The 1,225-nt window shown below is 52.2% G+C and carries 1 protein-coding gene; it reads left to right on the top strand.

All coding sequences use genetic code 11. From position 1 onward, the window contains the following. On the top strand, positions 1-1,225 hold a 1,225-nt coding region (locus AC2FNR_RS00740; protein ID WP_496847650.1), incomplete at its 5' end, for a Na+/H+ antiporter NhaC family protein.

The following is a 1,225-nucleotide window of genomic DNA, read 5'->3' as shown; positions in this document are numbered from 1 at the left end:
TTTTATGTCTGGGACGATTGCTTCAGTGATTTATTTCGGAGCTCAATACGGTTCGCCGCGCTTTCTGTACATAATCGTCTTTGTGGTCGCATCTGGTCTTTCGTTTGCAATTGGAAGTTCATTCACCACGATAGCCGCTGTGGGTTTGCCGTTTGTAGCTCTCGCACCAGCTATGCATGTTTCTCCACTGGTCACAGCAGCCGCTGCCGTTTGTGGAGCGTTTACGGGGGACAGCCTAGGTCGAATTTCGGATACCTTCATTCTCACGGCATCGGTGGTGGGTGCCGAAGCTAAGGACCACGCACGCGCGCTACGTACTGTCCTTGCGCCTGGCTGGATTGCTAGCGCAGTGCTTTTCCTTTTTCTTGGTTGGCGACACGGTATGTCTGACAACTATGACAGTGCTCAAATACTCCAGGCTATTGACGAGCATTTTACCGTGTCTTTCATCTCATTCTTGCCACTCATCTTGGTTCTCGTGCTGTCGGCGCGGACGACCGCGTTCTTGTCGCTAATGGCAGGAGCAATAACTGCGGCAGTACTCGCTGCATTTACACAGCAGGATCTGATTGACGCGCTAATGATCGACGAGGGCCTTGGAGCGTTGGGAGGTTGGGTTAAACTTTCACTTGAAGTATTAGGCAGCGGATTTTCACTAAACAGCGGGAGTGAAACACTCGACTCCACATTCGTAGGCGGTGGCGTTGTGTCCATGTTGCCGACTATTTGGTTGATACTCGTTGCGGCTGCATTTGGAGCGCTGGTCGAGTTTACCGGGATGCTTAGGCGCTTGCTTGCTCCGCTGCTGGCATGGGCCACTGGCGGCGCACGTCTGATTGTCGCTACAGCAGTAACTGGAATTGGCTTGAACGCGGCTACGGCAGATCCTTACATGTCGATAATACTAAATTCAGCGACCTATCGAGAACGCTATATAAAGGCTCGTCTGGAACCATATGTCGCCTCAGCAGCAATAGCGGGATCAGGGTCCATTTTTTCACCATTGATTCCGTGGAACGTTCATGGCGCCTTTGTGGCGGGCACAATGGGCATAGGCGTTCTTTCGATAGCGCCTTACGCCGTCCTGCTCTGGATCACACCCGTCGTTTTGATTGGTATTGGAATTACAAAGTTCAAGCGGGATGAAATCCCAGATTCCGTGACCGCGGAAGAGTCCTATGGTTCCGAACCCAGCGAACTACCGCAGCGGCGAACCTCAACTTAG

This window comes from Ruegeria sp. SATB045 (genome assembly GCF_059613525.1).
The sequence above is the reverse complement of the archived record's forward strand: the minus strand, read 5'-3'. Positions and strand labels throughout refer to the sequence as shown.